Annotated in this window: 19 protein-coding genes; 15 read left to right on the forward strand and 4 right to left on the reverse strand. The window is 67.6% G+C overall.

What is annotated here, in order from left to right; translation table 11 throughout:
* Positions 1-108: 108 nt before the first annotated feature.
* Complete coding sequence (locus AC1DCU_RS16780; protein WP_032975555.1) at positions 109-1,008, reverse strand: LysR family transcriptional regulator; 900 nt, start codon at positions 1,006-1,008, stop codon at positions 109-111.
* 228 nt (positions 1,009-1,236) lie between these two features.
* Between AC1DCU_RS16780 and AC1DCU_RS16785 the strand changes: the two genes are divergently transcribed.
* Together AC1DCU_RS16785 and AC1DCU_RS16790 are read left to right on the forward strand one after the other, a co-directional pair.
* Complete coding sequence (locus AC1DCU_RS16785) at positions 1,237-2,415, forward strand: serine hydrolase domain-containing protein (protein ID WP_313116798.1); 1,179 nt, start codon at positions 1,237-1,239, stop codon at positions 2,413-2,415.
* On the forward strand, positions 2,412-3,596 hold the full coding sequence (locus AC1DCU_RS16790) for an MFS transporter (protein WP_478014227.1): 1,185 nt from the start codon (positions 2,412-2,414) through the stop codon (positions 3,594-3,596). The genes AC1DCU_RS16785 and AC1DCU_RS16790 overlap by 4 nt, the downstream gene beginning before the upstream one ends.
* Positions 3,597-3,798: 202 nt before the next feature.
* On the opposite strand, the gene AC1DCU_RS16795 is transcribed toward AC1DCU_RS16790, so the two are convergent.
* Positions 3,799-5,418, reverse strand: a complete 1,620-nt coding sequence (locus AC1DCU_RS16795) for an EAL domain-containing protein (RefSeq protein ID WP_032975552.1) — start codon at positions 5,416-5,418, stop codon at positions 3,799-3,801.
* A 228-nt stretch (positions 5,419-5,646) separates the two neighbouring features.
* Here AC1DCU_RS16795 and cycA point away from each other — a divergent pair, with 228 nt between their 5' ends.
* Positions 5,647-7,020 (forward strand): D-serine/D-alanine/glycine transporter, encoded by a 1,374-nt coding sequence (gene cycA / locus AC1DCU_RS16800; RefSeq protein WP_080150650.1) that lies wholly within the window; start codon positions 5,647-5,649, stop codon positions 7,018-7,020.
* A 935-nt stretch (positions 7,021-7,955) separates the two neighbouring features.
* Positions 7,956-8,732: a lytic transglycosylase domain-containing protein gene (locus AC1DCU_RS16805; protein ID WP_442251703.1), complete on the forward strand. Its 777-nt coding sequence runs from the start codon at positions 7,956-7,958 to the stop codon at positions 8,730-8,732.
* A 7-nt stretch (positions 8,733-8,739) separates the two neighbouring features.
* Here the strand turns inward: AC1DCU_RS16805 and AC1DCU_RS16810 are convergent, their stop codons facing one another.
* A complete protein-coding gene (locus tag AC1DCU_RS16810; RefSeq protein WP_442251702.1) occupies positions 8,740-10,263 on the reverse strand; it encodes a hypothetical protein in 1,524 nt (507 codons plus the stop codon).
* Between the two features lie 174 nt (positions 10,264-10,437).
* Between AC1DCU_RS16810 and AC1DCU_RS16815 the strand changes: the two genes are divergently transcribed.
* Entirely contained in the window at positions 10,438-12,519 is a 2,082-nt protein-coding gene (locus tag AC1DCU_RS16815; RefSeq protein ID WP_032975547.1) for an SMP-30/gluconolactonase/LRE family protein, read from the forward strand.
* Here the strand turns inward: AC1DCU_RS16815 and AC1DCU_RS16820 are convergent.
* The gene (locus AC1DCU_RS16820; protein ID WP_032975546.1) at positions 12,497-12,904 is read right to left on the reverse strand and encodes a YciI family protein; all 408 of its coding nucleotides are present in this window, start codon (positions 12,902-12,904) and stop codon (positions 12,497-12,499) included. The two genes, AC1DCU_RS16815 and AC1DCU_RS16820, sit on opposite strands and share 23 nt — an antisense overlap.
* A 736-nt stretch (positions 12,905-13,640) precedes the next feature.
* Here AC1DCU_RS16820 and AC1DCU_RS16825 point away from each other — a divergent pair.
* From AC1DCU_RS16825 to AC1DCU_RS16870, 10 genes are all read left to right on the forward strand, one after another.
* Positions 13,641-14,057, forward strand: coding sequence for a YciI family protein (locus AC1DCU_RS16825; RefSeq protein WP_032977081.1), 417 nt, complete (start codon positions 13,641-13,643; stop codon positions 14,055-14,057).
* Positions 14,058-14,096: 39 nt separating this feature from the next.
* Positions 14,097-14,519, forward strand: coding sequence for a VOC family protein (locus tag AC1DCU_RS16830; protein WP_025878381.1), 423 nt, complete (start codon positions 14,097-14,099; stop codon positions 14,517-14,519).
* Between the two features lie 37 nt (positions 14,520-14,556).
* Positions 14,557-14,967: a VOC family protein gene (locus AC1DCU_RS16835; RefSeq protein ID WP_032977079.1), complete on the forward strand. Its 411-nt coding sequence runs from the start codon at positions 14,557-14,559 to the stop codon at positions 14,965-14,967.
* A gap of 24 nt (positions 14,968-14,991) precedes the next feature.
* Positions 14,992-15,348, forward strand: coding sequence for a DUF1428 domain-containing protein (locus AC1DCU_RS16840; RefSeq protein ID WP_025878383.1), 357 nt, complete (start codon positions 14,992-14,994; stop codon positions 15,346-15,348).
* Between the two features lie 45 nt (positions 15,349-15,393).
* Positions 15,394-16,656 carry an RNA polymerase sigma factor gene (locus AC1DCU_RS16845; RefSeq protein ID WP_032977077.1) on the forward strand — a complete coding sequence of 421 codons (1,263 nt, stop codon included), beginning with the start codon at positions 15,394-15,396 and terminating at the stop codon, positions 16,654-16,656.
* 107 nt (positions 16,657-16,763) lie between these two features.
* Positions 16,764-17,960, forward strand: coding sequence for a hypothetical protein (locus AC1DCU_RS16850; RefSeq protein ID WP_032977075.1), 1,197 nt, complete (start codon positions 16,764-16,766; stop codon positions 17,958-17,960).
* On the forward strand, positions 17,951-19,051 hold the full coding sequence (locus AC1DCU_RS16855; RefSeq protein WP_025878386.1) for a hypothetical protein: 1,101 nt from the start codon (positions 17,951-17,953) through the stop codon (positions 19,049-19,051). Before AC1DCU_RS16850 ends, AC1DCU_RS16855 begins: the two co-directional genes overlap by 10 nt.
* A gap of 134 nt (positions 19,052-19,185) precedes the next feature.
* Positions 19,186-19,860: a hypothetical protein gene (locus tag AC1DCU_RS16860; RefSeq protein ID WP_478013623.1), complete on the forward strand. Its 675-nt coding sequence runs from the start codon at positions 19,186-19,188 to the stop codon at positions 19,858-19,860.
* A gap of 16 nt (positions 19,861-19,876) precedes the next feature.
* Positions 19,877-21,523, forward strand: coding sequence for a CsgG/HfaB family protein (locus tag AC1DCU_RS16865; protein WP_025878388.1), 1,647 nt, complete (start codon positions 19,877-19,879; stop codon positions 21,521-21,523).
* Between the two features lie 392 nt (positions 21,524-21,915).
* The gene (locus tag AC1DCU_RS16870) at positions 21,916-23,565 is read left to right on the forward strand and encodes a M28 family metallopeptidase (RefSeq protein ID WP_032977069.1); all 1,650 of its coding nucleotides are present in this window, start codon (positions 21,916-21,918) and stop codon (positions 23,563-23,565) included.
* Positions 23,566-23,627: the final 62 nt, after the last annotated feature.

Raw genomic sequence — 23,627 nt, forward strand, 5'->3', positions numbered from 1 at the left:
TCTAGTGCGAAGACGGCGGCATCACTGGCGCATTGGTCGCGAGCCTCGGTGGGGAATGAGCGGGCAGTATAGCGCCGCGAGCTGAATGGTCGCGGCCGTGGCGCTGGGTCAAGGCACCGTATCCAGCCGCGCGCCGACAAATTCGATGAATACCCGCAGCTTCGGCAGCACGTGGCGGCCGGAGGGCCACAGCAGGTGGAAGATGCCGCAGGAATGCACGTGCTCTTCAAGCACGGTGACCAGCCGGCCATCGGCCAGTGCATCGCGCACCGAATGCACCGGCACGAACGCCAGGCCCCCGTCGCGCAGCGCCAGTGCCACCCGCGCTTCGATGGTGTTGGCGACCAGGTGCACCGGCAGATCCTGTGCCGTTTCGCCTTCGGGCCAGAGGATCGGCCATGGCTCGAGCTTGCCGGTGCTGGGGAAGCGGTAGTGCAGCAGGCGGTGCTGCAGCAGGTCGGCCGGCGTGCGTGGAACGCCATGCCGTTGCAGGTACGCCGGCGATGCAACCACGCGGCGTGGGAACACCCCGAGGCGGCGTGCGGTGAGGCGTGAATCGCTGGGCTCGCCAACGCGCAGCACGGCGTCGAAGCCTTCCTCGATGACATCGACCAGGCGATCGCAGAAATCCAGCTCCAGCCGGATGTCCGGGTAGGCCGCCATGAACTCGGCCATCAGCGGCAGGGTCAGGTCGCCCACCAGCGGCAGGCTGATGCGCAGGGTGCCGCTGGGGGTTGCATGTTGCTGGGCCAGTTCGGTGCGTGCGGCATCGCATTCGTCGAGGATGCGGCGGCAGCGTGCCAGGAACAGCTGGCCCTCGGCCGTGAGGGTGATGCTGCGCGTGCTGCGGTGGAACAGGCGCACGCCGAGTGCGTGTTCAAGCCGGGCCACGCACTTGCCGGCGGCCGAGGCGGAGATGCCCTGCACGCGGCCGGTGTCGACGAAGCTGCGGGTGTCCGCGGCGTGGACGAAGGTCTGCAGGTTGGCCAGGTTGTCGAGGACGGACATGGGGAAGGTCGCTGCGAAAGTGGGCAGGGTAGGGCGCGGCAGTCCGGCCCGCTGACGTGGCCCGCGCAACACTGCGGTGCGCGGGCCTGGAGGGTCGGTGCGGCCCAGTGGTTCCGGGCATCATGCCGATTGTGGACCTTGCGGTCCATGATGCACGGAGCCCCGCCCCGCTTTTTGCCGGCGCCGGAGCTGCCTACCGTGGCGGGCCTCTCCCCACGGATCACCCCGATGACACTCGCCCTTCCTGTTGATACCGCACCGGCACTGCCCGCGGTGAGCGCGCTGCTGCGGGCCGTGCATCCGCAGCGCCTGGTCGGTGCGGTGGTACTGGTGCGCGAGCACGGCGTGCTGCGCCACGCCAGCGCCAGTGGCCTGGCCGACCGTGAATCGAACACGCCGATGCGCCGCGACCACCTGTTCCGGCTGGCCTCGGTGAGCAAACCGCTGCTGACCACGGTGATCCTGCGCCTGGTAGCAGACGGGGTGCTGGACCTGGACGCGCCGGTGCAGCGCTGGTTGCCGGCGTTCCGCCCGGCACTGGCCGATGGCAGCCGCCCGCCGATCAGCCTGCGCCAGCTGCTCAGCCACAGCAGTGGGCTGGGCTACCGCTTCCTGGAAGCCGATGCCCAGGAGCCTTATGCGCAGGCGGGTGTGAGCGATGGCATGGACGCGAACCCGGTGACGCTGCAGCAGAACGTGCAGCGCATCGCGCAGGCGCCGCTGTTGTTCGCGCCGGGCAGCCAGTGGTTGTACTCGCTGGGCGTGGATGTGGCGGGCGCCGTGGCTGAAGCGGCCACCGGCGAAAGGTTGCAGGTGTTGTTCGACCGGCTGCTGGCGCAGCCGCTGGGCCTGCGCGACACCGCGTTCGCCACCGCCGAGGGTAGTCGTCTGGCCACGCCGTATGTCAGTGACCTGCCGCAGCCGCATCGGTTGCGGGAGGGCGAGGTGGTGCCTGCGTTCGAGGGCTCGGTGGGCATCGAATACAGCGTGGCGCGGGCGACCGATCCACACCGCTATCCGTCGGCAGGCGCGGGGCTGGTGGGCAGTGCCGATGAGGTGATGGCCGTGCTGGAAGCGTTGCGCGATGTGCGCGCCTCGCAGCTGCTGCCGGACAGCGTGGTTGCACAGATGGGAACCCCACAGGTCGGCGAGCTGGGACCGGTTGATCCGCCGGGTTGGGGATTCGGCCTCGGCTTTGCGGTCCTGCGTGATGCAGCGGCCAGCGGCACACCGCAGACCGCAGGGACATGGCGTTGGGGCGGTGCTTACGGCCACAGCTGGTTCGTGGACCCGGCGCGTGGCCTGAGCGTGGTCGCGCTGACCAACACGCTGTACGAAGGCATGCATGGCGCGTTTGTCGATGAACTGCGCGATGCGGTGTACGCCGATCTGGAGACGCTGCGATGAGCGGCCACGCAATTGATGCAGGGGCTCCGGCGGGTGAAGCAACGCGCTTGCCGTGGCGCGGGCTGCTGGCACTGGCCGGTGGTGGCTTCATCACCCTGCTGACCGAAACGCTGCCAGCGGGCGTGCTGCGGCCGATGGGCGAGAGCCTCGGCGTCAGCGACGCGGCCGCAGGGCAGCTGGTGAGCGTGTATGCACTGGGCTCGGTGCTGGCTGCGTTGCCGATGACTGCGCTGACCCAGCGCCTGCCACGTCGTCCGCTGCTGCTGGCGGCGATTGCCGGCTTCATGGTGGTCAACACCGTGACCGCGCTGAGCCACGACTACGTGCTGACCCTGGTGGCGCGCTTCCTGGCGGGTGTGGGCGCGGGCCTGCTGTGGTCGCTGGTGGCCGGCTATGCCGCGCGCATGGTGGTGCCGGAACTGCAGGGAAGGGCGATCGCGGTAGCGATGATCGGCTCGCCGCTGGCGCTGTCGCTGGGGGTGCCGGCCGGCACCTTGCTGGGCCAGCAGATCGGGTGGCGCTGGGCGTTCGCGTTGATGAGCGTGCTGGCGGTGCTGCTGCTCGGCTACGCCCGATGGGCGCTGCCCGCGTTGCCGGCGGCCGGTGCAGGCCGGCGCATGTCGCTGGGTTCGGTCTGGCGCATGCCCGGCATCCGCAGCACGCTGCTGGTGATGGTGCTGTACGTGCTGGCGCACAACGTGCTGTACACCTACATCGAGCCGTTGGCAGTGCAGGCCGGCGCCGGGGCGTGGCTGGACCGGCTGCTGCTGGCATTCGGCATCGCCGCGATCGTGGGTATCGCCATCGCCGGCTGGGGCGTGGACCGCCACCTGCGCGCGCTGGTGTGGGCCAGCGTGATCGGCTTCGTGATGGCGGTGGTTTCGCTGCTGCTGTGGCCAGGCCTGCCGGGCGTGCTGCTGTTGGTGACGATCCTGTGGGGCGTCGCGTTCGGTGCGGTACCCACCCTGTTCCAGACCGCCCTGGCGCGCCGCGCCGGTGCCGCCGCCGACCTGGCGCAGTCGATGCTGGTGACCGGCTGGAACCTGGCCATCGCCGCCGGCGGCGTCGGCGGCGGCCTGATGCTGCAGGCCAGCGGCGCCCAGYACCTGGCCTGGCTGCCGTTGCTGCTGCTGGTGGTGTGCGGCCTGTGGGTCTGGGCGCGGCCGAAGGCCTGGGCGTAGGCGTCGATCAAGGATGACGGGGTTGCCGGCCAGCGGCCGGCACTACCCCGGCCGAAGCTCAACAGCGCGCGCGAGCGCAGCGACCCGCTGTTGCTTTTCTCTTCTCTATTTACGTGGTGGAACGCCGCAGAGATCTGTACCGCCCGGCCAACCCACGAACAGCTTTATGCGACCCACCACGAGGGGCGGCGCCGTTCGCCGGCTACTCCCCCGCCTGCTCGCGCTCGAACGGCACGCTGCGCGGATTCTGCATGTGCTCCCGCGCCGCGCCGTACTGCTGCTGGCGCTTGCGGTGGAAGGCGATGAACTCATCGCGCGGCAACGGCCGCGAGAACAGCCAGCCCTGGCCGAACTGCACGTGCTGGCTGTGCAGGTAGGCCAGCTGCGCTTCGGTTTCCACGCCTTCGGCCACCACCCACAGGCCCAGCTCGCGGGCCATGCCGATGATGTGCGGCGTGACCGGGCTGGTCGCGCTTTCGGTGCCGATCGCATCGACGAAGGACTTGTCGATCTTCAGTGCATCCAGTGGCAGCTGCTGCAGGTACTGCAGGCTGGAATAGCCGACGCCGAAATCATCGATGGCCACGCTGTGGCCCGCGCGCCGAGCCGCGGCCAGCATGGTGCGGGCACGGTCGATGTCGAGGAAGCCATGTTCGGTGGCCTCCAGCCAGATCTGCTGCGGCAGGATGCCGCTGCCGGCCATGCGCTGCGAGATCACCTTCAGCGCACGTCCGCTGCTGATGTCCTCGGCCGCCAGGTTGATCGCGATGTGTGCACTGCGATCCTCGGCCAGCAGCTCACGCATGTCGGCAACCACGTTCTCGATCACCAGGTCGGTGATGGCGGCGATCATCCCGGCTTCTTCGGCCAAGGGAATGAACAGGTCCGGACGCACCTGCGTGCCGTCGGGGCGCTGCCAGCGCACCAGCGCTTCGGCGCCGACGCAGATGCCGGTGTCCAGTTCGATGATGGGCTGGTAGTGCAGGTAGAGTTCGCGGCGGCGGATGGCGATGCCCAGTTCGCCGCGCATCGACAGCCGTCGTCGCGACAGCCAGATCACCAGGCCGGCACCGGCGGCGGCCATCAGCAGGCCCAAGGGCACGAACAGCCACGCCTGCTGCCGGAACGTGGCCGCCAGCGCGGTGCGCGGCGCCGTGGCGATCGCCAGCCATTCACCGCTGCGCGCGCTGGCATACAGGGTGTCGCGGTCCAGGCCTTCGCCGGGCTCACGCAGCAGGCGCTGCAGCAGGGCCGGGTCCATGCCATCCTGCTGGGTCAGCAGCCGTCCATCCGGACTTGCCAGGGCCAGCCGCACGTCCGGATCGACGATGACGTCGACGAAGCGCCGAGGGTCGACCAGCACGTCGTAGGCCCCGTACATCATGGACAGCATCGGCCGCCGGCCAGCCGCCTCGGGGCGCACGTTGACGGTGATGCCGGCACCATCGCTGGTGACGTGGTCCGGCGTGGGCTGGTCCACATCCTGCTGGAACGGCCCCCACGACGTGCAGCGCAGCTTGCCGCCCTCGAAGTAGCCCATCTGGTCCGACGACGGCGTGGTCATCACCAGGGTCTGCATGCGCTGGATGTGTTCGGCCCCGCAGGGCGGCAGCACGGTGGCCTCGGCCGACTTCAATGCCGCCAGCGCTTCCTGATAGGACACTTCGGTACGGCGCAGGCTGCGCTCGGCGATGGCATGCAGCCGCTGCTGTTCGACACTTACGGCACGGTCCCAGGTGGCATAGACCATGACCGCGATCGGCACTGCAGCGGCCAGCACGGCCAGGACGGTGCCGCCGATGATGACCCGCAGTCGGCTCATGACCGGGGCTCCAGAGAGGTGTGCAGGGCTGGGCACATGGGCGGGGCCGGTCCTTGGGCGATGGCGGTATATGAACACGGCGCAGGGCTGGGCGGAATGGGACAAAGGCGGTAACGGGTCACATTGTGGTGAAAATGACACTTGCTGACGGCCCTGGGCCGTCCGGCGCTGGCGTTGTGGCAGCGGGAGGACTAACGTCGAACGCTTCACCCGCCCCTTCCCGCGCCCATGACCGAGCCCGCCACGCCCCCCGAGCACCTGCGCCGCAGCCTGTCCAACCGCCACCTGCAACTGATCGCCATCGGCGGTGCCATCGGCACCGGCCTGTTCATGGGTTCGGGCAAGACCATCAGCCTGGCCGGCCCGTCCATCGTGTTCGTCTACCTGATCATCGGCGCGATGCTGTTCTTCGTGATGCGGGCGATGGGCGAGTTGCTGCTGTCCAACCTGCAGTACAAATCCTTCATCGATTTCTCCACCGATCTGCTTGGCCCATGGGCCGGGTTCTTCTGCGGGTGGACGTACTGGTTCTGCTGGATCGTCACCGCCATCGCCGACGTGATCGCCATCGCCGCCTATGCGCAGTTCTGGTTCCCGGGACTGGAAGCGTGGAAACCGGCGCTGGCCTGCGTGATGCTGCTGCTGTCGTTGAACCTGGTGACGGTGAAGCTGTTCGGCGAAATGGAGTTCTGGTTCGCGCTGATCAAGATCGTGGCGATCTGCGCGCTGATCATCACCGGTGCTGGACTGGTGGCGTGGGGCTTCACTTCGCCCAGCGGCCACACCGCATCGCTGTCGAACCTGTGGAATGACGGCGGCATGTTCCCGATGGGCCTGGTGGGTTTCTTCGCCGGTTTCCAGATCGCGGTGTTCGCCTTCGTCGGCATCGAGCTGGTGGGCACCACCGCTGCGGAAACGGCTGACCCGGAGCGCAACCTGCCCAAGGCGATCAACTCGATCCCCGTGCGCATCATCATCTTCTACGTGCTGGCGCTGATCGCGATCATGGCGGTGACCCCATGGCGCCAGGTGGTGCCGGACAAGAGCCCGTTCGTGCAGCTGTTCGTGCTGGCCGGCATTCCCGCCGCCGCCAGTCTGATCAACTTCGTGGTGCTGACCTCGGCCACGTCCTCGGCCAACAGCGGCATCTTCTCCACCAGCCGCATGCTGTATGGCCTGGCCGAGGAAGGCCACGCGCCACGTGGCCTGTCCAAGCTCTCGCGCGCTGCAGTGCCGGCACGGGGCCTGCTGTTTTCCTGCCTGTGCCTGCTGGGCGGCACCCTGCTGATCTACCTGATCCCCAACCTGGTGACCGCCTTCACCCTGGTGACGACCCTGGCGACGGTGTTGTTCATCTTCGTGTGGTCGCTGATCCTGGTGGCCTACATGGTCTACCGCCGCCGCTACCCCGAGCGCCACGCGGCCTCGATCTTCAAGATGCCCGGCGGCGTGGCGATGTGCTGGGCCTGCCTGCTGTTCTTCGCCGCCGTGCTGGTACTGCTGAGCCTGCAGGCCGACACCCGCCAGGCGCTGATCGCCAGCCCAGCGTGGTTCGTGCTGCTGGGCGCCGGTTATTGGCTGCGGCGGAAGATGGCGAGATAGTCAGCAAGACCCTCGCCAACAGATCCAACGGCCCCGGTGAGCCCCATCCACGCATGGCGTGGATCTACGTGTCGACCAAGGTCGACACCCACCAACAGCCGCATGGTCGACATCCTTCAGCCGCCGCGGGAGATGGCGCAGTAGTCAGCAAGACCCTCGCCAACAGATCGAGCGGCCTCGGCGAGTCCCAACCACGCATGGCGTGGATCTACACGTGTCGACCAAGGTCGACACCCACCAACAGCCGCGTGGCCGACATCCTCCAGCAACCGCGGGAGATGGCGCAGTAGTCAGCAAGACCCTCGCCAACAGATCCAACGGCCTCGGCGAGTCCCATCCACGCATGGCGTGGATCTACGTGTCGACCAAGGTCGACACCCACCAACAGCCGCATGGTCGACATCCTTCAGCCGCCGCGGGAGATGGCGCAGTAGTCAGCAAGACCCTCGCCAACAGATCGAGCGGCCTCGGCGAGTCCCATCCACGCATGGCGTGGATCTACACGTGTCGACCAAGGTCGACACCCACCAGAAGCCGCGTGGTCGACACCCATCAACAGCCGCATGGTCGACACCCATCAACAGCCGCATGGTCGACACCCATCAACAGCCGCATGGTCGACACCCACCAACAGCCGCATGGTCGACACCCACCAACAGCAGCACAGAACACCGTTCCCAGATCGCGGAAATCTGTCGAAGGCGGGGTGGGTCCGGTTGCGGGGGTGTCCGCGGCATGGATGCCGCGGCCAAGCCCCCAGGGACGGGTTTACGGCGTCCCCTGCAACCGGACCCACCCCGCCATCCCACGGATAGCCCGCTGTTGCTGTTGCTGTTGCTGTTGCTGGCGCCGTTGCTTCTGCGGGTGCCGGGCGCCGCCCGGCCGAACCCCCATTCACTCAGTGTTAGCGGCCGCAGCCGGATCATCCCGCCGCCATGTCCCTCCGTCCCGCCCTCGTCGCGCTGTTGTTGCTGTCTGGCCTGTGGCCAGGGCTGGCCGCTGCGCGCATGGTCTACCGCTGCGTGCAGGGCAACACCGTCAGCCTGGCCACCGCACCGGAGCCCGGCTCGCGCTGCACGCCGAAGGAGATCGACGACAGCGCCGTGCAGACCCCCAACCTGTGGGGCAACATGGGCGTGTTCAGTGGCGTGCTGTACGAGCGCGAGCAGGACGGCAAGCTTGTCTATTCCACCCGCAACCTGCCCGGCTCGCGGGTGTTCCTGAAGTTCACCGTGGCCACACCGCCGGGCGAACCGGCGCACGAAGGCCTGGGCAAGGTCGGCAAGCCCCAGCTGGCCCAGCACGCAAAACAGTTCAAGGCGGCGGCCAAGGCCACCGGCGTGGACGATGCCTGGTTGCGGGCGATCGCCCACGCCGAAAGCAATTTCGACGCGCTGGCGGTGTCCAGCAAGGGCGCGCAGGGCGTGATGCAGCTGATGCCGGACACCGCGCTGGAATACGGCGTGCGCGACCCGTTCTCGCCGCAGCAGTCCATCGACGGCGGCGCCCGCTATATGCGCGCGCTGCTGCGTCGCTACAACGGCGACCGTCCGCTGGCAGCGGCGGCCTACAACGCCGGCATCGGTGCGGTGGCGCGCTACAAGGGCGTGCCACCGTATGCCGAAACCCTGGCCTACGTGGACAAGGTGATGGCCCTGTATACGCGCTACCGCGAAGCAATGGGCATCCGTATCGAAGTGCCGGCAAAATGACCGGCGATCAGCGCGATGTGGAAATGCTGTAGAGAGGGTAGCGCTCAATCCGGCCGACGCGGTTGATCGCGGCACGCACATCGGCACGCTGTTTCAGTTCGCGCCAGCGCTCGTCGGCCACCCGCTCCGCGGGCAGCGAGGGATACACGCGCATGTCCTGCAGGCTGAGCAGTGCGTCGGTGCGATCCTCTGCGGATTCCAGTTGGCTTATCAGCGCGGCTGCGGCGGCCTCCATGTCGCCTTCTTCAATCAGCAGCTCCATATGGATCTGGGGTGCGTCCTTGCGGTGGCTGACGATTTCCGCGCGCGCGGCCGCCGCTGCCGCCAGATCGTTGTTCTCGCGCGCATGCACGAAGGTCAGGTAGGCGCGCGCCGCCAGCCCGAAGGGCGACAGCCCGTCCATGCCGGCAAGCAGGGTGTCGCTCTCGCGTTCGTGGCCAGTGGCAGACAGCATGAAGGCCAGATTCATGCGGTGCTCGGCCGCGTCCGGGCCAAGGGCACCGACCGCATCGGTCAGTCGTGCGGCCGCCACAGAGTCGTCGATGCGATCCAGCCGGCGCAGTGCCAGCGTGCGGTAGTCCAGCAGCCACGCCAGCCACGTTGCCTCCTCACCCGCAGGACGCTGGCCGGCACTGACCATCCGCGCCATGTCATCGGTGAACTGCACGATCTGCTCGTTCTCGCCCACCATCAGCTGGATGAAGCCGAACGCAGCCAGCTTGGCATTCAAGCGGCGGTCGAGCAGGCCCGACACGCGCAGGTCATCCAGCTTGCGCTGTGCCACCTGCTGCGGATCGAACCGCGGATCGCGGCGATCGACGTAGCGGTCGAAGCGCTTGTCGCTGCGCAATGCGATCACCTCCAACGGTGTATCGATGCGGGCAATCGTGGCAGCTGCCTCTGCGCTGCGGCCGTGCTCGACCTGCAATGTCGCCAGCACCAGCCAGAGGCCGGTGGGTTCAACGCCATCCCCCGTCCACTGGTTGTCGAACAGGCTCTTCAGCAGGGCCATGCGTTGAGCCGGCTGCGCACGCAGCGTGTACTGCAGGTAGCTGACGGTCTGCATATCAACCTGCACTGGGCCATCTGCATGGGTGGCCGCTTGCAGCAGGTGTAGGGTTGCGGCGGCGGTGTTGTCCTCGGCCAGTTCCACCGATACCAGGGTGGCCAGCGTGGCCGGGTCGTTCGGCAGCGCGGTCAGTGCCTGCTGCAGGTAGCGGCGGGCAACGCCGGGGGCATCCTGCATCAACGCGGTGGCACCGGCGATCTGCGCGTTGCGCCCACGCACGGCGGGCTCCAGACGGGCGAACAACGGATCGTCCATCAGCCGTTCGAACGCGATCATGGCACCCAGCATGTTGCCGCTGCCGGCCATCATCAACGCCGACTCCCACCGTTGCTGGTAGGCGGAAAAGGGGGTATCCGCGATCTCCTGCGCTGGCGCCTCGGGATGGGGCTCGACGGCGTGTGCAGATGCTGCCGCCAGCACGGTGAGCAGCAGCGCGGCGAGAGGCAGGGTAGGTCGGGACATGACGGCATCCATCCTTGGAAAGTGCGTTGATTTGAATGCGAAGTGCGTTGATTTGAACCCGCGAAGGGCTGCCACCACAAGCACCCCCGCATTTGCAGCGGCGCGGCCTTGGCAGCCGGGAGTGCAGCGACTATCGTCTGACCCTCTTCACGGTCTGGCAGGCGAACAGGAACGATGGCACGGCGGCATTGGATGGCGGCAGGCGTAGTGGTGGCAACAGCGGTGGCGCTGGCGGCAACCTGGTGGGAGTTCCCGGCATCGGGCCCGACAGTAGCGAGTGGCCCGGCCGCCACGCCGCTGGGCTGGACCGCACAGATCGAACTGCTGGCTGGTGATGGCCATCCCGGTGATCGCGATGGCGCCGCCGCACAGGCACGCTTTGCCGACCCCTACGCGCTGCTGGCCAGTGCCAATGGCAGCGTCTACTTCACCGATGCCGGTGACAACAACCGCATTCGCCGCCGCCTGCCCGATGGCCGTATTGAAACGGTAGCGGGGCAGGGCGAGGGTCGTGTTGATGGGCCTGCCCTGCAGGCAAGTTTCAACACGCCTTCGGGTATTGCCGCCGATGCGCAGGGCAACCTGTATGTGGCCGACACCGGCAATCATGCGATCCGGCGCGTCAGTACCGATGGACAGGTGACGACGCTGGCCGGTGGCCAGCAAGGCTTCGCCGATGGTCCTGCCGCGCAGGCGCGCTTCGATGGGCCGATGGGCATCGCCGTGGATGCGCAGGGACAGGTCTATGTGGCTGATACCTGGAATGACCGCATCCGGGTGATCGGTACCGATGGCAACGTGCGTACGTTGGCCGGCGGCGACCGCCCGGGCTTCGCCGATGCGCTTGGCGCTGACGCTCGTTTCGATACACCGGTGGCGCTGGCCTTCGATGCGCACGGCGCACTGCTGGTGGCCGATCTGTTCAACAACGCAGTGCGGCGCGTCGGCACCGATGGCATGGTCAGCACCGTCGTTGCCCGCGGGGAGGTCATCAATGGCCCGCTGTCACTGGCCACCACGCATGACGGCGTGCTGTACGTGGGTGACCTGGATGGACGCATCGTGCAGGTGACCCCGCAGGGGCATCAGCTGGCACTGCTGGGCAATGACCGCCTGCCACGCCTGGCGCGCCCCAGCGGTCTGGCGGTGGAGGCCGACGGCACCCTGCTGGTGGCCGATTCCGCGGCTTATCGCCTGCATCGCCTGCGCCCGTTGCCGGTGGGTGAACTGCCCGCACCGGCGCTGGTGGGCCCGGCCTCGGATGCGGCGCTGCCGGACAGTGGCGGGCGCTGGCCACTGGCACCGCAGGATGGCTGGCACGAAGTGGTGGGCACGCTCGGCGAGGTGCGCGGCACCTTCCAGGGCGAGAGCCGCCACCACCTGCACGGCGGCTTCGATGTGCGCGGCGATGTCGGCCAGACCGTACTGGCGATCGCCGAGGGCAAGATCAGCAGCCCGATTGCCGCCTGGAGCCTCGGTGGGCAGGCTGAGGGCCTGGCCGTGGACCGGTTGAAATACATCCACATGCGCGTCGGTCGCACGCCACGCGGCGAACCGTTCGACGCGCGCTGGCAGCCGCTGTACGCCGAAGACGGCACGCTGGAGCGCATCCGCGTGCGCCGTGGTACACGCATCCACGTCGGCGACCGCCTGGGCAGCATCAACAACCAGGCGCACGTGCACCTGGCCGTGGGCAATGGCGGTTTCGAGACCAATGCGGTGGCGCTGGGGTTCAAGGGCTATGCCGACCACTTCGCGCCGCGCATCACCGATGTGGCGCTGCTGGACGACAACGACCAGCCACTGGCCGCCGGCAGCGATGGCGTGGTGATGCTGGCCCGGCAGGGACGCGGCGTGCAGATCGTGGTGGAAGCCTGGGACCAGGTGGACAACAACCTGCCGCGTCGCCGGCTGGGGCCGTACCAGGTGGGCTACCAGATCCTCGATGCCGCCGGGCAGCCACTGCAGGGCTACGAGCAGCCGCGCTGGAACATCGTCTTCAACCGCATGCCACCGCAGAAGCAGGCGGTGAAAGTGGCTTACGCACCCGACAGCGGCATCACCGTGCATGGCAGCGCGGTCACCCGCTTCCGTTATCTGGTGACCAACACCGTGCGCGATGGGCTGATGGAAACCGGGCGCTGGCAGCCGGCGGCGTTGCCGCCGGGCGAGTACATCGTGCGTGCCAGTGCGCGCGACTACAGCGGCAACGAAGGCGTGGGCCCGCGCGACATCAGGGTACGGCTGCTGCCATAGCCGCGGCCGGGGCGCCGCAGCGTTCGCGCTCGGCGTCCATGTCTTCCAGCGGCCGCACCTCGATGCTGCCGAAGCGGGCCCACGGGAAGCCCTGGGCGATACGCATGGCCTCATCGCGGTCACGAGCAACGATCAGGTTGAAGCCGGCCAGCAGTTCGCGGGTTTCGGCGAAGGGGCCATCGAGTATCCGGCTGTGACCATCGCGCACGCGCAGGGTCTGCGCTGATTCGATCGGCTGCAGTTTCTGCGCGGCCAGCAACGTGCCTTCGGCCTGCAGTTTGTCGGCATGGGCGAGGCAGTCGCGCATCAACGTATTGAAGTCGTCGATGGGCAGTGTGCGCAGCAGTGACGGGTCGATGTAGATCAGAAGCAGGTACTGCTGCATGGCGGAGTCCTGGCGGGGGCGGGGGTCCATGATCGCGCAGGTTTGCGCGGGGGCATGCTGCACTGCGAAAGGCAGAGCGGGAAGCGCGCCTTCGGCGGGGATTGGCGAACGGCGGGGCCCCTCCGTGGTGGGGTTGGGCGTGAAGAGCTGCATCTCTGCGGGTTGGCCGGGCAAGTGGGCTGCGCAGGGGACGCCGTGAATACGTCCTTGTAGGCTCGGGCGCGCCATCCATGGCGCTTACGCCCCTGCGCAACCCACCCGCCCGGCCACGGACAGGTTCCTGCGGCGTCCACCACGGGAAATCACAGGAAAAGGCAAACGCGGGTCGCTTCGCTCGCAAAGCGAAGGCTGCCAGCCAACCGCTTTTGCTGTTGCTGTTGCTGTTGCTGTTGCTTCTGCCTTTTTTCTTGATCTTCCCGTGGTGGTTCGGCCACCGGAATCTGTCTGGGGCTGGGCGGGTGGGGTTGGCGGGGTATCCGCGCCATGGATGGCGCGGCTAAGCGTCCAGGGACGGATTCACGGCGTCCCCGCCAATCCCACCCGCCCAGCCTTCACTCGGAAACCCAGCTTCCAGCGACCAACCCCACCCCACCACGGAGGGGCCCCGCCGTTCGCCGATCCCCGCCGAAGGCGCGCTTTCCGCAGGAAAAATAATCTGCACGACGGTGTCGATCCTCGCGCCCCTGGTTCGTTGTAAGAGGGAAGGGCACGCACCCGCAGCCCAGCGGAGACCGCAATGAAAGTGATGGTGATCGTCAAAGCCAACGCCGATTCCGAAGCCGGGCGCATGCCCAGCGAACAGGAACTGGCCACCATGGGCGCCTACAACGAACAACTGGTGGCCGCCGGCATCATGCTTGCCGGGGAAGGCCTGCATGCCACTCAGCGCGGCCGGCGCGTCCATTTCGGTGGTGGTACGCCCCGGGTCGAGAGCGGCCCGTTCGGCCCGGCCGGCGAGCAGATCGCCGGGTTCTGGCTGTGGGACGTGCGCTCGCTGGACGAGGCCACCGAATGGGCCAGCCGTGCGCCCTTCGGCGCGGGCGGTGCCCTCGAACTGCGCCCGTTGATCTCCGCCGAAGACTTCGGCGAAGCCTTCACCCCTGAATTACAGCAGCAGGAACAGCGTCTGCGTGAGCAGCTCGACCGTGCCTGAGTACGGTCGCGCATTCATCCCATCCTACGGAGCATTCCCATGAAACTGATTCCCTTCCTCGGCTTCAGCGGCCAGGCCCACGACGCAATGGCGTTCTATGCCAAGGCACTCGGCGGCCAGGTCACGTCGGAAATGAAGTACCGCGACATGCCGCCGTCCGACGGCTCGCCGGGCTGCAATGAAATGCCGGCCGACACCCTCGACCATGTGGCCCACAGCCAGCTGGAGATCGGCGCGGCGATCCTGATGGCAGCCGATGGTCCCGGCGGCGGCGAGGGTGGCTCGACCACCATCAACGTCGACGTGGACAGCATCGAAGAAGCCGAGCGCGTTTTCGCGGCGCTGGCCGAGGGTGGCCAGGTGCAGATGCCGATCGCCGAAACCTTCTGGGCCCACCGCTGGGGCATGTTGACCGACCGCTACGGCAAGCCGTGGATGGTCAACTGCATGAAGCAGCCCTGATTTTCCTTTTCTCCATCCATCGCAGGGAACCGCACCGATGAGTACACCGCAACCGCAGATGATCTTCGTCAACCTGCCCGTGCAGGATCTGGAAAAAGCCAAGGCGTTCTTCGCCGCGTTGGGCTACAGCTTCAACCCGGCCTTCACCGACGAGAACGCCGCCTGCATGGTGGTCAGCGAGAGCATCTTCGTGATGCTGCTGGTCAAGCCGTTCTTCCAGCAGTTCACCACCAAGGGCATCGCCGATGCGCATGCGCAGACCGAGGTGATCACCTGCCTGTCGGCTGACAGCCGCAAGGCGGTGGACGCCATGGTGGACAAGGCGCTGGCCGCCGGTGCCAGCGAACCGCAGCCGGGGCGCGACTACGGCTTCATGTACCAGCGCGGCTTCCAGGACCTGGATGGACATCTCTGGGAAATCGCACACATGGATGGCGAGCCGGGCTGAGCGGCCGCCGCAGGGAGAATCCCCATGGCTTACGTGGATGCTTACGTATTGCCGTGCCCGCAGGACAAGGTGGCGGCCTATCGCCGCCTTGCCCGCCAGGCCGGCGCAGTGTGGAAGGACCATGGCGCGCTGCAGTACATGGAATGCGTGGCCGATGACGTGCAACCCGGGAAATCGACCTCGTTCCCGCAGGCGGTGAAGCTCAAGCCGGGCGAAACGGTGATCGTGGCCTTCGTGGTGTTCCGCACGCGTGCCGCGCGCGACCGCATCAACAAGAAGGTGATGGCCGACCCGCGGCTGGCGCATATCGGCCCGAAGGACATGCCGTTCGATACCAAGCGCATGTTCTGGGGCGGCTTCAAGCCGATCGTGGAAGCGTGAACGCCGGCGCTTGTGCGGGCCGGGCCCGCATGCTGTGATCGGCGCATGCACGAGCCCGCCCTGAGCCAGCGCCTGGACACCCTCTGGCGGATGGAATCGCCAGTGTTGATCGCGCGCCTGGCGCGCCTGCTCGGCGGCGATGTCGGTCGTGCCGAAGAGCTGGCCCAGGACACCTGGCTGGCCGCGCTGGAGCGTTGGCCGGTGCAGGGCATCCCGGACAATCCTGGAGCCTGGCTGATGACCACCGCGCGCAACCGCGCCATCGATGTGCTGCGCCAGCACCGTCGGGTGGCGCAGCAGCATGCGCAATGGGGGGAGGAACTGCATCCGGCCGCATTGCCCGCGCCCGACGACAGCCAGGCGCTGGAAGACGACATCGGCGATGACCTGCTGCGGCTGATGTTCGTGGCCTGCCATCCAGTCCTGCCTGCCGACGCGCGGGTGGCGCTGAGCCTGCGCCTGCTGGGCGGGCTGACCACGACCGAGATCGCCCGCGCGTTCCTGCAGCCGGAGCCGACCATCGCCCAGCGCATCGTGCGTGCCAAGCGCACGTTGGCGCAGAAGCAGATCCCCTACGAAGTGCCGCGTGCTGATGCATTGCCGGAGCGACTGGCCTCGGTGCTGGAGGCGATCTACCTGGTGTTCAACGAAGGCTATGCAGCCAGTGCAGGCGACGACTGGATGCGACCGGCGCTGTGCGCCGAGGCGCTGCGGCTGGCGCGCATCCTCGCCCATCGCATGCCGGTGCCGCCGGTACTGGGCCTGTTGGCGCTGATGGAACTGCAGGCCTCGCGCGCGGCGGCACGGGTGGATGCGCAGGGTGCGCCGATCCTGCTGGACCAGCAGAACCGGGCGCGCTGGGACTGGCTGCAGATCGAACGCGGCCAGCAGGCACTGGCGCGTGCGGTGTCGGCGGGTGGCGGCGATGACCCCTATGTGCTGCAGGCGCGGATCGCCTTCTGCCATGCCAGTGCGCGGCGTGCCGAAGACACCGACTGGGCGCGCATCGCTGCACTGTATGCGCAGCTGCTGCAGGTAATGCCATCGCCGGTGGTGGCATTGAACCGGGTGGTGGCGGTGTCGCGCAGCGAAGGCGCGTTCGCGGCATGGGCACTATTGCAGCCGCTGCTGGATGAGCCACGGCTGCAGGGCTACGCACCGCTGATGGTCGTGCGCGGCGAACTGCTGCAGCAGTTGGGGCGGGAGCAGGACGCGCGTGACGCATTCGCCTCGGCAGCGGCGTTGAGCCAGAACCAGGCAGAGCGGACCCTGCTGCGGCAACGGGCCGGCCTGCCGCAGGAAAATTGAAGCCGACAAGGTCAGCACTTGTCGGTTTGCCCCGGAGCGGCTATGTTTCGCGCCCAGCGGGCGTGTTCGCGCCTGTCATTCGTGTGTCGTGACCGAGGAGCGGTTGGATGTTTTCAAGGACGAAGAGCGCACCGCGCGCTTTTGCGCGCCTGCTTGCCTATGCCCTGTGCCTGGCCGTATGGCCGTTGGCCAGCCAGGCCGCAGACAAATCGCAGCAGGCCTACTGGGCCGGCTTTGCCTATACCGCTGACGCCGCCGCCGTACAGGCGACCACCCCGCATGCGCATGCCGTGCTGGAAAAGCGTGGCCTGATTCCGCTCAACCAGACCCTGGCACAGGCGCTCAAGCGCCGCGCGCCGGCCAACCTGGAACTGATCGACCAGCCGGTGGCGATGCTCGATGGCACCACCAGTGCCGTGGTGCTGGCCGCTGCGCTGGACCGCGAGCTGGTATCGGTCGAACCGATCGGCGACCAGTACAAGGTGCTGGTGGAAGTGGCACTGCAGGCGCTGTTCTTCGATTTCCGCGAGCGCCAGGTGATCGCCTCCTATCCGCTTACCCTGCAGCGCATCGACGTGCAGGAGTACCGCCCGGACAGCGACGATATCGATGCGATCGTCGCCGATCTGCTGTACGGCGGTGCCGATACCAGCCTGTCGCAGGTGCTGGCCACCACCCTGGCCCAGGCCAAGCTGCCGGAAGCGGCCACGCGTCGCCTGCAGGTGGGTGCGGTGACCTTGTCCGACGCCACGCTGGCCAAGCTGCCCGACCCGAAGTGGGCCGGTCCGCTGCGCGCCACGCTGGCCCATGAGCTGTCCAAGACGCTGTCGTCCAATACCGGTGTCGGCCTGCTGCCGCCGGCCTCGGGCCAGGTGATCGGCGGTGCCATGGCCGCGCGCTTTGCCGACGGCAAGGTCTACCAGCTGAAGATCCCCGAGGCCGACTACGTCATCAGCCTGCAGGTGGATGCGCTGAAGAACGGCGTCATCAGTGAAACGCCGGCGATGAAGACGATGCTGTTCGGCGCGTTCTTCACCGCCAAGGTCACCGAGCCGTTCTCCGGCAAGGTGTACTTCGAACAGCCGCTGCGCAAGGGCGCCACCAAGGTGGTGCCGGTCACGCAGTGGCAGGTCGACCAGTGGTCGGCCAGCTACGAAACCCTGCTGGCCGGCTTCGATGCCTTCGCCGGCGCCGCCGCCAAGCGCGCCGACTCGCGCGCCTGGCTGGACGAGCAGAAGCCAGGCGGACGCCCGCTGCAGCAACAGACCCAAGCCCTCCAGGAGTTGATCAAATCATGTCGCTGATGCGTACCATCCTGCTCATCCTCATCGCCCTGGCGGTGGCCTCGCCGGTCGCCGCGCAGACCGCCAGCTCGCGCGGTACCGGTTCGGCCAGCTACAGCCTGCGCCTGAGTGCCGATACCCGTGCGCAGGCCCTGAACAAGGCCAAGGCCAATGCACTGGAGGCGTACATCGCCGAATCCGGTGCGGCCAAGCTGCGCCTGTTCGAATCGCGTCGCGCCGAGTTCCTCGGTGAAATCGACCGCTACGTGCTCAGCGCCGTGCAGCTGTCGGACAACGAAGACAAGAAGGCCAAGACCTACAGCGTCACCGTCCGCGCCGAAATCAACACCACCCTGCTGCAGACCAAGCTGGATGCCGGTTCGGCCGTGGCCGGTGCCACCGCCGCACAGCGCTCGCTGCTGACCTTCCTGTTCATGGCGCGCTCGCAGGACACCGTGCAGTCGTTCCAGGACAAGGAATACCGCCGCGTCGACGCCAGCAGCAGCTACAGCGAGAACACCCGTGAGGGCGACAGCTTCCGCGGCAACTCGGTCAGCACCAACGGCAGCATCAACCAGAACGGCTCGGTGTCGGTCACCAGCGGCGGCAGCACCACCGCCCGCAGCGACAACATCAGCTGGAAGGTGGCCAACGCCGCCGAAGTCAACACGGCCATGACCGGTGCCTTCAGCGCCGCCGGCTACGAAGTGGTTGAAGCCGAATACGTGGAAGGCGAGTCGCGCGGCCTGCTCAGCATCGAGCGCATCCGCAAGGACTTCAGCACCGGCAACGATCTCTCCGCGGCCACCCTGCGCGATACCGCCAACGGCATCCGTGCGGCGAACATCCCGTACATTGCCGTCGGTACCCTCGACGTCGGCATGCGCGACCGTGATCCGGCCAGCGGCAACACCCGCGTGTTCGTCACTGTCACCGGCAAGGTGCTGGACGTGACCGGTCGCTTCCCGCGCACCGTGTCGTCGGTGGGCCCGGTGCAGTTCTCCGGTACCGGCCCGAACGAAACCGTCGCCCGCACCAATGCACTGCAGCTGGCTGCCGAAAAGGCCGCCCAGCAGATGATCAACGAACTGAACGTCAAGGCGGTCCGCTGACGTTACCGCTGCGCTCGCCGGGCATGGCCCGGCGTTACCGGCCCTGGTGGGTGCCGAGCGTGCTCGGCACTGACCCGCTGCTATCCCCGATCCCGCGCGCCGCATTGCGGCCGTCTCTCCCAAAGGACTCTTCCATGATCCGTAATACCGCTCTCGTCGTTGCCATCGCGGCCGCTACCCTGTCGATGCCGGCCCACGCCCAGTTCGGCAAGCTGAAGGACCTGGCCGGCGGCGCCACCGGCACCTCCAGCAGCAGCGCCAGCGCTGCCGCCCCGGACGAAGCCGCGCAGGAAGCGCTGGTCCGTCGTTTCGTCAGCTCGCAGTCGCACTCGCTGCAGGCGCAGAGCTCCTTCGCCCGTGCCTTCGGCCTGGCCGAGCAGGTGCAGCTGCTGGAAGCCGAGCGCCAGGCGCTGTCGTCCGGTTCGGTGAACGTCGATGCGATGAAGAAGTCGGTGTCGGTCAGCGAAGCCGCCCAGGCCGCCATCGACGAGCGCCAGGCCGCACAGCCGGAACTGAACGCTGAATCCAAGCAGCACTACGCCGAAGGCCTGGTCTCGCTGCTGGCCTCGGCTGCCGAAGCACAGAAGCTGAGCGGCGAAGCCAGCGGCTTTGCGGCCGGCATGAAGAACCTGGGCGCCACCCAGATGGCCACCGTTGGCCGCAAGCTGGCCGCCGGTGCCTGGGTTGCCAAGGAATCGCCGGGCTTCATCAAGGGCCTGTACGGCTCGACCAAGTCGGCTGTGACCTTCGCCAAGAAGAGCAAGGTGAAGGTGCCGTCCAACGCCGATTCGATGCTGGATTCGCTCTGATACGAGGCAGCTCCGCATGCGTACGACGACTCGATTGATCGGCCTGGGCCTGGCAGCGGCCCTGCTGGCAGCCTGCGGCAAGCAGGATGCACCGGCAGAAACCGCTCCGGCCAAGGACAAGGCTGCCAGTGCACTGGCCAGCAATGCGCCGGTGCAGGAAGCGCCCCTGCGTGGCACGCCGGATTTCGGCGGCACCACCCAGGTCGCGCGTGAAGCCGACGGTATCGGCAGCACCCCGGAACTGGCGGTGCTGGCGGCATTGCAGTCGGCCGTGGCCCAGGTCAACGGCGTACGCGTGGCCAGCCAGATGCAGAGCCTGCGCGCAGGCCTGCATGTGGACGTGGACGGTGAACACGTCGGCGATATCCGCGCCGACGCGTTCTCCCAGCAGATGATTGCCGGCTCGCAGGGCGCGGTGCTGGGCTATGAAATCCTCTCGCAGGATGAAGTGAGCCAGCTCGACGAAGAAACCATCGCCCGCGTGCGCGCCAGCGACGAAGGCTGGAGCTTCAAGGGTTCGGCCTCGGCCAGCGCTTCCGGCGAAGCCTCCGCCAAGGGCGGCTCGGCGTCGGCCAGCGTCAAGGAAAACTACGAAGAGCAGGTCAAGGTAGACGCCAAGCGCGGTGCCAGCTCCTTCGATTCGGATGTCACCCGGCGCAGCATGCGCAGCTACTGGAAGGTGCGTGTCCGCGCGCAGATTGCCCAGTACCGCGCACCGGATGAAGAAGGCAAGCCGAAGATCGTGGTGGCCCTGCCGCGCACCAAGTCGGGCAGCTATGCCGTTGGCGATGGCCGGGTGAATGCCGACGAGGTCGCCCAGGCGATCCGCGCGCGGCTGTCCGACACGCTTACCCAGACCCAGCGTTTCATCGTGCTGGACCGCGAGTTCGGCGACGAACTGCAGGCCGAGATCGACCACATCAACAGTGGCAACGTGCGCCTGCAGGACACCGCGCGCGTTGGCCAGCAGCTGGCGACCGACCTGATCCTGATTCCGACCATCGAACGGTTCGAGTACCCGCGCAGCGTGCGCAACCTGCGCATGTCCGATCGCCAGGTGACCTCGTATTCCGGTGGCGGCCGCATCACCCTGCGCCTGGTCAATGCCACCACCGGCCAGGTGGTGATGTCCGACAGCTTCGACCATCAGTTGGCCTCGACCGGCCCGAGCACGCTGCCGCGCGTGGTCAATGGCCGCAGCATGGCCGCCTCGATGATGGACTCGCTGTCCGGGCAGATCGGCAGCACGATCGTCACCACGCTGTTCCCGGTGTCGGTGGTGTCCGTCGATGGCGACCAGGTGGTGCTGAGCCAGGGCGGTGACACCGTGCAGGTCGGCCAGCGCTGGCAGGCCGTGCGCCTGGGCGAAGAGCTGAAGGACCCGCAGACCGGCCGTTCGCTCGGCCGCAGCGAGCATCCGTGCTGCACCATCCGCATCGACCGCGTTGCCGCGCAGACGTCCTACGGCACCCTGGAAGAGGGCGTCGACGCGATGCGCGGTGGTTTCCGCCCCGGCCAGATCGAACTGCGCCAGAAGCTGGGCAGCAAGCCCAAGGCCGCCGCCGGCGCAACCGCATCGGCCGCCCCGGCCGCCGCAGCGCGCCCGGCCAGCAAGCCGAAGCCCAAGCCCGCCGCCGCCCCGGCCGAAGACCCGAACTGGTAAGACACCTCGGTTCGAGGCACGTGGGGGTCAGAGACCTTTCCCGCCGGGAAAGGGATCTGACCCCTTCTTGTTGCGTGTCGACCAAGGTCGACACCTACCAAGAGCATCACAGAACGCCGTTCCGACAGATCGCAGAAATCTGTCCAAGGCGGGGAGGGTCCGGTTGCGGGGGTGTCCGCGGCATGGATGCCGCGGCCAAGCCCCCAAGGATGGGTTTACGGCGTCCCCCGCAGCCGGACCCTCCCCGCCATCCCACGGAATGCAGCTTCTGCTGTTGCTGTTGAGGTTGCCGGCCAGCGGCCGGCACTACCGCGGCTGCCGGGTGCAGGGCGCAGCCCTGCCGAACCTCTTACCCCTTACACTCCAGAACGATTTCCCTGCTGGAGAGAGCAATGAAGCGAGTAGTACTGGGCGTGCTGGCCCTGTCGGTGTCGAGCGCACTGATGGCGGCCACCCCGAAATTCGATGGCGCGCGGATCTCCGCCGACGTCAAGGAACTGGCCTCCGACGCCTACGAAGGCCGCTCCCCGGCCACCGCCGGCGAACAGAAGACCATCGCCTTCCTCAGCAAGCAGTTCGCCGACGCCGGCCTGCAGCCCGGCGGCGACCTGAAGGACGGCAAGCGCCTGTGGACCCAGGCCGTGCCGCTGCGCAAGGGCGACATCGTCGGCACCCCGCAGCTGTCGCTGCAGCAGGGCGGCAAGACCATCGCGCTGGAGCAGGGCAAGCAGATCGCCGTGCGTGCAGCCATGAACGGTGCGACCAGCGTGGATATCAGCAAGGCACCGCTGGTGTTCCTCGGTTACGGCGTAAAGGCGCCGGAGCGCAACTGGGACGACTTCAAGGGCGTGGACCTGAAGGGCAAGATCGCCGTCGTGCTGATCAACGACCCGGACTTCGAAACCGGCAAGGGCGACTTCGACGGCAAGGGCATGACCTGGTATGGCCGTTGGCCGTACAAGTACGAAGAAGGCGCACGCCAGGGCGCACTCGGCGTGCTGATCGTGCATGAGACCGCCCCGGCGTCGTATGGCTGGGCCACGGTGGCCGGCTCCAACACCAACACCATGTTCGACGTGGTGCGCGACAATCCGGCTGACAGCCATCCGCTGCTGGAAGGCTGGATCCAGCGCGATCTGGCGGTGGAACTGTTCCGCTCGGCCGGGCAGGATTTCGAGGCGCTGAAGAAGAAGGCGCAGCAGCGCGACTTCACCCCGGTGCCGCTGACCGGCGCCAGCCTGGATGCGAAGTACGCGGTGAAGACCGAAGTGATCACCTCGCACAACGTGGCCGCGCGCCTGGAAGGCAGCACGCATCCGGACGAGACCGTCATCTACAGCGCGCACTGGGACCACATCGGCGTGGGCGAGCCCGACGCACGCGGCGACCGCATCTTCAACGGCGCGCTGGACAACGCCAGCGGCACCGCCTCGCTGATTGAACTGGCGCGTGGCTTCGCCAAGGCACCGCGTCCGCAGCGTTCGGTCGTGTTCCTGGCGGTAACTGCCGAGGAGAAGGGCCTGCTGGGTTCGGAGTACTACGCAACGCACCCGCTGTACCCGCTGGAAAAGACCGTGGCGATGATCAACATGGACGGCATGGCGCCGTTCGGCCCGTCGCGCGATTTCGGCATCTACGGCGCGGCGCGCTTCGAGCTGCTGGACCAGTTGAAGGACGTGGCCAAGGGCTGGGACATCCGCTACACGCCGGACCCGAAGCCGGAGGCCGGTCTGTTCTTCCGCTCCGACCACTTCCCGTTCGCCAAGCGTGGCGTGCCCGCGCTGTCCTGGTCGGCCGGGCAGGACTGGGTGGACGGTGGCGTCGCGGCGGGCAAGAAGGCGTCCGAAGACTACACCGCCAAGCGTTACCACCAGCAGGGCGACGAGTGGCAGCCGGACTGGGTGTTCGCTGGCGCCGCCCGCGACCTGGAAGTGCTGTACACCCTGGGCAACCAGCTGGCCAATTCGCGCAGCTGGCCGAACTGGAGCAAGGACGAGGCGTTCCGCGCCGTGCGTGACGCCAGCGCCGACCAGCGCAGATAAGGGAATGCGCCGGGCTCACCCGGCGCCTCCCCGGTTGCCGGCAGCTGGCCGGCAACCTGGTA

Source organism: Stenotrophomonas sp. 10L48, from assembly GCF_056395105.1.

What these genes read in the sequence shown, in the direction of transcription:
- AC1DCU_RS16780 (WP_032975555.1), bottom strand. Translation starts at nt 1,008, where the DNA reads ATGTCCGTCCTCGACAACCTGGCCAACCTGCAGACCTTCGTCCACGCC.
- AC1DCU_RS16785 (WP_313116798.1), top strand. Translation starts at nt 1,237, where the DNA reads ATGACACTCGCCCTTCCTGTTGATACCGCACCGGCACTGCCCGCGGTG.
- AC1DCU_RS16795 (WP_032975552.1), bottom strand. Translation starts at nt 5,418, where the DNA reads ATGAGCCGACTGCGGGTCATCATCGGCGGCACCGTCCTGGCCGTGCTG.
- cycA (WP_080150650.1), top strand. Translation starts at nt 5,647, where the DNA reads ATGACCGAGCCCGCCACGCCCCCCGAGCACCTGCGCCGCAGCCTGTCC.
- AC1DCU_RS16805 (WP_442251703.1), top strand. Translation starts at nt 7,956, where the DNA reads ATGTCCCTCCGTCCCGCCCTCGTCGCGCTGTTGTTGCTGTCTGGCCTG.
- AC1DCU_RS16810 (WP_442251702.1), bottom strand. Translation starts at nt 10,263, where the DNA reads ATGTCCCGACCTACCCTGCCTCTCGCCGCGCTGCTGCTCACCGTGCTG.
- AC1DCU_RS16815 (WP_032975547.1), top strand. Translation starts at nt 10,438, where the DNA reads ATGGCACGGCGGCATTGGATGGCGGCAGGCGTAGTGGTGGCAACAGCG.
- AC1DCU_RS16820 (WP_032975546.1), bottom strand. Translation starts at nt 12,904, where the DNA reads ATGCAGCAGTACCTGCTTCTGATCTACATCGACCCGTCACTGCTGCGC.
- AC1DCU_RS16825 (WP_032977081.1), top strand. Translation starts at nt 13,641, where the DNA reads ATGAAAGTGATGGTGATCGTCAAAGCCAACGCCGATTCCGAAGCCGGG.
- AC1DCU_RS16830 (WP_025878381.1), top strand. Translation starts at nt 14,097, where the DNA reads ATGAAACTGATTCCCTTCCTCGGCTTCAGCGGCCAGGCCCACGACGCA.
- AC1DCU_RS16835 (WP_032977079.1), top strand. Translation starts at nt 14,557, where the DNA reads ATGAGTACACCGCAACCGCAGATGATCTTCGTCAACCTGCCCGTGCAG.
- AC1DCU_RS16840 (WP_025878383.1), top strand. Translation starts at nt 14,992, where the DNA reads ATGGCTTACGTGGATGCTTACGTATTGCCGTGCCCGCAGGACAAGGTG.
- AC1DCU_RS16845 (WP_032977077.1), top strand. Translation starts at nt 15,394, where the DNA reads ATGCACGAGCCCGCCCTGAGCCAGCGCCTGGACACCCTCTGGCGGATG.
- AC1DCU_RS16850 (WP_032977075.1), top strand. Translation starts at nt 16,764, where the DNA reads ATGTTTTCAAGGACGAAGAGCGCACCGCGCGCTTTTGCGCGCCTGCTT.
- AC1DCU_RS16855 (WP_025878386.1), top strand. Translation starts at nt 17,951, where the DNA reads ATGTCGCTGATGCGTACCATCCTGCTCATCCTCATCGCCCTGGCGGTG.
- AC1DCU_RS16860 (WP_478013623.1), top strand. Translation starts at nt 19,186, where the DNA reads ATGATCCGTAATACCGCTCTCGTCGTTGCCATCGCGGCCGCTACCCTG.
- AC1DCU_RS16865 (WP_025878388.1), top strand. Translation starts at nt 19,877, where the DNA reads ATGCGTACGACGACTCGATTGATCGGCCTGGGCCTGGCAGCGGCCCTG.
- AC1DCU_RS16870 (WP_032977069.1), top strand. Translation starts at nt 21,916, where the DNA reads ATGAAGCGAGTAGTACTGGGCGTGCTGGCCCTGTCGGTGTCGAGCGCA.